Genomic DNA, 3,839 nt, shown 5'->3' with positions numbered 1-3,839 from the left:
GATGCGGCGCGCCACGGCGGGACCGGTCACGGGCCGGACGACCAGGCCGTCGGGCAGGTCCGTGACGGCCAGGCGCGGCAGGACCGTCACCCCGACGCCGACCGCCACCAGGCGGAGCGTGGCCCGGTGGTCGTCCAGGCGGGCGGCGTACCGCGGGACGAAACCGGCGGCGCTGCACGCGGTGAGCACGATCTTCCCGATCGGGCTGTCGTAGATGTCGTAGTCGATCCAGGGTTCGTCGGCGAGGTCGCGGAGACTGACCTCCGGGCCGGCGGCCAGCGGATGCGTGGCCGGGAGCACGGCCACGAAGCCCTCGACGGTCAGCTCGTGCCGCTGGTACCCTCGAGGTGCACCTCGGTCCCGCCCGCGGGCTCGGTCCGGACGTCGAGGTCCGGCAGGCGGCGTCCGCGACCGTCCACCGGCTCGTTCAGGCTGATCTCGACGGTGAGGTTGGGCTGGAGCTCGCGCACCGCCCGGACGACTGCCGGCATCCACTGCTCGGCCGCGGAGGCGAAGCACGCGACGGCGAGGTGCTGCCCGTGACCGGCGCGGAGGTCCGCCACCACTCGTTCGAGGCGGCCGAAGTCGGCCAGGAGCGCCTGCGCCTGGTCGGCGAGGTGGCGCGCGTCGTCGGTGGCGACGATGCCGCGCCCTTGCTTCTCGAACAGGACCAGCCCCGTCTCGCGCGCCAGCGCGGTCATGTGCTGGCTGATCGTCGCGGGCGAGTAGCTGAGGTTCCGCGCCGCCTGGTTGATCGACCCTGCCGCCAGGACCGCGCGCAGGATCTCGAGGCGCCGGGGGTTGAGCATGCGGCGACTGTAGGGCTGCACGGCGGCCGGGCGCAGCCGCGACCGTACGTTGATCACGAATGGTGCCCCGGTTTTGTTTGCTTGTCCTGATGCTTCCGGGCGGCAGAGGATGGCATCCGGCTCAGGGTTCAGCGTTCGGGGCGCGGGGCTCGGGGCTCAGGGCTGACAAGAAGTACGGCGAGAGGGATGGCGATGGACACGACGTTCTTGGACGAGGCGGACCGCCTCCTGATCCGCTACGGACCCAGCTTCAGTCCGCGGCTGATCGAGCGCGCCGCGGGCTCGTACGTGTACGACAGCGAGGGCACACCGATCCTCGACTTCACGTCGGGGCAGATGAGCTCGATCCTCGGGCACGCGCACCCGGACATCGTCGCGACCGTGTCGTCATCGGTCGCGTCGCTGGACCACCTGTTCAGCGGCATGCTCAGCGCGCCCGTCCTCGGGCTGGCCGACCGGCTGACCGCGACACTGCCAGCGGGGCTGGACAAGGCGCTGCTGCTGAGCACGGGCGCGGAGTCGAACGAGGCCGCGATCAAGCTGGCGAAGCTGTACACGGGCCGGTACGAGATCGTCTCGTTCGACCGCTCGTGGCACGGCATGACCCAGGGGGCGGCGTCCGCCACCTTCTCCGCGGGACGGCGCGGCTACGGCCCACCGACCCCCGGCAACCTCGCCCTGCCGACGCCGAACGCCTACCGCTCCCCGTTCCGGACGGCCGACGGGTCCTACGACTGGGCGGCCGAGCTCGCCTACGGGTTCGCCCTGGTCGACCAGCAGTCCGCCGGCAGCCTCGCCGCGTGCGTCGTCGAGCCGATCCTGTCGTCCGGCGGGATCATCGAACTGCCGCGCGGGTACCTCCGGCGCCTCAAGGAGATGTGCGAGGAGCGCGGCATGCTGCTCGTCCTGGACGAGGCGCAGACGGGGCTGGGCCGCACGGGCACCATGTACGCGTTCGAGCGCGACGGCGTGGTCCCCGACATCCTGACGCTGTCGAAGACGCTCGGCGCCGGGCTGCCGGTGGCCGCCGTCGTGACCAGCGCCGAGATCGAGCAGGTCTGCCACGAGCGGGGGTTTCTCTTCTACACCACGCACGTGTCCGACCCGCTGGCGGCGGCCGTCGGGCTGACCGTGCTCGACGTGATCGAGCGGGAGGGCCTGGTCGAACGGGCGGCGCTGCTGGGCGAACAGCTCACCGGGCGGCTGCTGGAGCTGCGCGATCGGTACGAGGTGGTCGGCGACGTCCGCGGGCACGGCCTGCTGCAGGGCGTCGAGCTCGTGGAGGACAAGGCGAGCAAGACTCCCGCGGACGCCCTCGGCAACGCTGTGACGACGGCCTGCCTGGAGCGGGGGCTGCACATGAACATCGTGCAGCTGCCGGGGATGGGCGGGATCTTCAGGATCGCGCCGCCGCTGACGATCAGCGAGGACGACCTGCACGGGGGCGTGGACATCCTGGAGGCGTCGCTCAAGGCGGTGCTGGACGGGTAGAGACTGGACCGGGTAGGGGCTGGACGGGTGCGGGCTGGCGGGCGGGGCCCGGCCGGACGGGACTTGGCTGGACGGGGCTTGGCCGGACGGGACTTGGCCGGACAAGGCTTGGCCGGACGGGGCTTGGTGGTCAGCCCTTCGCGTCCGCGTAGCTCTCCGTCACGGCCACGCTGAGCGGGAAGTCGACCGGGAAGTCGCCGAACAGCAGCCGGCCCGCCTCTTCGGCGGCGGCCCGCACCTCCTGCGCGACGAGGCGGGCGAGCGCCGCCGGTGCGTGCACCACGACCTCGTCGTGCAGGAAGAACACGAGGTGCGGGCGGCGGTCGAACGGCGCGGGGGCGAGCCCGGGCCGGGCGCCGTCCGACGTGTCCTCCCCCAGAGCCCAGAGCCGACGGCGGATGGAGGCGATCCAGCACAGTGCCCACTCCGCGGCAGTGCCCTGGACCACGAAGTTCCGGGTGAATCGTCCCCAGGACCGGGTCTGGCTGCGGGCGCGCGACTGGGCGTCGGCGCCGGCGTCCTCGTCGAACGCGGAGCCCTGGACCGCGGCCCAGGACTCGCCCGGCCGGGGCGAGCTGCGACCGAGCCGGGTGGTGACCACCTCGCCGCGCTCCCCCGCCCGGGCCGCACGCTCGACGAGGTCGATGGCCTGAGGGAACGCGCGCGCGAGCCGGGGCAACACCTGTGCGCTGACGCCAGTGGTGCCGCCGTACATGGCACCGAGCATGCCGACCTTCGCATGCTCGCGGGAGTCGACGGCGCCGGTCGCGACGATCCCCGCGTACATGTCGGTGCTGGCCCCGTCCTTGGACCGGCCGGCGGCGGCCATGCGCTCGTCGCGCGACAGGGCCGCCAGCACGCGGGGTTCGAGCTGAGCGGCGTCGGCGACGACGAAGGTCCAGCCCGGGTCGGAGACCACCGCGCGCCGTACGTTGTGCGGCAGCTGCAACGCGCCGCCGCCCGTACTCGCCCAGCGGCCCGTGACCACGCCGCCCACGACATACTCCATGCGGAAGCGGCCGTCGGGCGCCCAGGTGTCGAGCCAGTTCCAGCCGTTGGCGGTGTAGAGGCGGTAGAGGCTCTTGTATTCCAGGAGGGGCGCGATCACGGGGTGGTCGAGCTTCTCCAGCTCCCACTTGCGCAGGCTGCGCGCGCCGACGCCCGCGTATTCCATGGCCCGCAGCAGGTCCGGGTGGGAGTCAGGGTTGAGCGTCGGCGGGGCGTCCAGTGCGGTCCGGATCTGGTGGGCCAGCGCCTCGAGCTTTGCCGGGCGCGCGCCCGGGCGCGGACGCGGGCCGAGCGCATCGGTGAGGATCTCGTCGTGGATATCGCCACGCCACGGCAGGCCGGCGTGGTGCATCTCGGCGGCGGCCAGCGCGCCCGCGGACTCGGCCGCGAGCAGGAGCCGGAGCCGGCCGGGATCGGTGCTGTCCTTGATCGCACGGAGCTGGGCGGTGAGCTCGGTGAAGGGGTCGAGAGGGTTGGCGGGGGCCGTGCCAGGCCCGGGCACGGCGGGGCCTGCCGTGCCGGGGCCTGCCG

The 3,839-nt window shown here is 73.0% G+C and carries 4 protein-coding genes; 1 reads left to right on the top strand and 3 read right to left on the bottom strand.

The features are described 5' to 3' along the window. Positions 1–306: LysR substrate-binding domain-containing protein (locus PROKR_RS37045; RefSeq protein ID WP_245605947.1), on the bottom strand; the 306-nt coding region annotated here is incomplete at its 3' end. 14 nt (positions 307–320) lie between these two features. Further along, the gene (locus PROKR_RS37040; RefSeq protein ID WP_211240214.1) at positions 321–809 is read right to left on the bottom strand and encodes a LysR family transcriptional regulator; all 489 of its coding nucleotides are present in this window, start codon (positions 807–809) and stop codon (positions 321–323) included. 192 nt (positions 810–1,001) lie between these two features. Here PROKR_RS37040 and PROKR_RS23355 point away from each other — a divergent pair, with 192 nt between their 5' ends. Continuing rightward, positions 1,002–2,300 carry an aspartate aminotransferase family protein gene (locus tag PROKR_RS23355; RefSeq protein WP_245605946.1) on the top strand — a complete coding sequence of 433 codons (1,299 nt, stop codon included), beginning with the start codon at positions 1,002–1,004 and terminating at the stop codon, positions 2,298–2,300. Between the two features lie 130 nt (positions 2,301–2,430). Here PROKR_RS23355 and PROKR_RS23350 read toward each other — a convergent pair. Further along, positions 2,431–3,839: bifunctional 3'-5' exonuclease/DNA polymerase (locus tag PROKR_RS23350; RefSeq protein WP_084800634.1), on the bottom strand; the 1,409-nt coding region annotated here is incomplete at its 5' end.

This window comes from Promicromonospora kroppenstedtii DSM 19349, assembly GCF_000515355.1.
GTDB classification, from domain to species: domain Bacteria; phylum Actinomycetota; class Actinomycetes; order Actinomycetales; family Cellulomonadaceae; genus Promicromonospora; species Promicromonospora kroppenstedtii.
The sequence above is the reverse complement of the archived record's forward strand: the minus strand, read 5'-3'. Positions and strand labels throughout refer to the sequence as shown.

Excerpts from the sequence above, each read along its gene's own strand:
- PROKR_RS23355 (WP_245605946.1), top strand. The coding sequence starts at position 1,002 with ATGGACACGACGTTCTTGGACGAGGCGGACCGCCTCCTGATCCGCTAC.
- PROKR_RS37040 (WP_211240214.1), bottom strand. The coding sequence starts at position 809 with ATGCTCAACCCCCGGCGCCTCGAGATCCTGCGCGCGGTCCTGGCGGCA.